General features: G+C 67.8%; 1 pseudogene. It reads left to right on the forward strand.

The annotated features are described in order from the left end of the window. A pseudogene (locus CVH10_RS22350) lies at positions 1-255 on the forward strand (proline--tRNA ligase); the annotation flags it as partial.

Here is a 255-nt window from a genome sequence, read left to right on the forward strand (position 1 = left end):
CAAGTACAGCAAGAGCATGAACGCCACCTTCCTCGACGAAGGCGGCAAGCCGCAGTTCCTCGAGATGGGCTGCTACGGCATCGGCATCACGCGCCTGCCGGCCGCGGCCATCGAACAGAACCACGACGAGCGCGGCATCATCTGGCCCGACGCGCTGGCGCCGTTCACCGTCGTGCTGTGCCCCATCGGCATGGACCGCAGCGCCGAGGTCAAGCTCGCCGCCGAAACGCTCTACGAGCAGCTGCTGGCCGCCGG

Origin of the sequence: Halomonas sp. ND22Bw (assembly GCF_003011945.1) — a bacterium.
Classification (GTDB): domain Bacteria; phylum Pseudomonadota; class Gammaproteobacteria; order Pseudomonadales; family Halomonadaceae; genus Halomonas; species Halomonas halophila.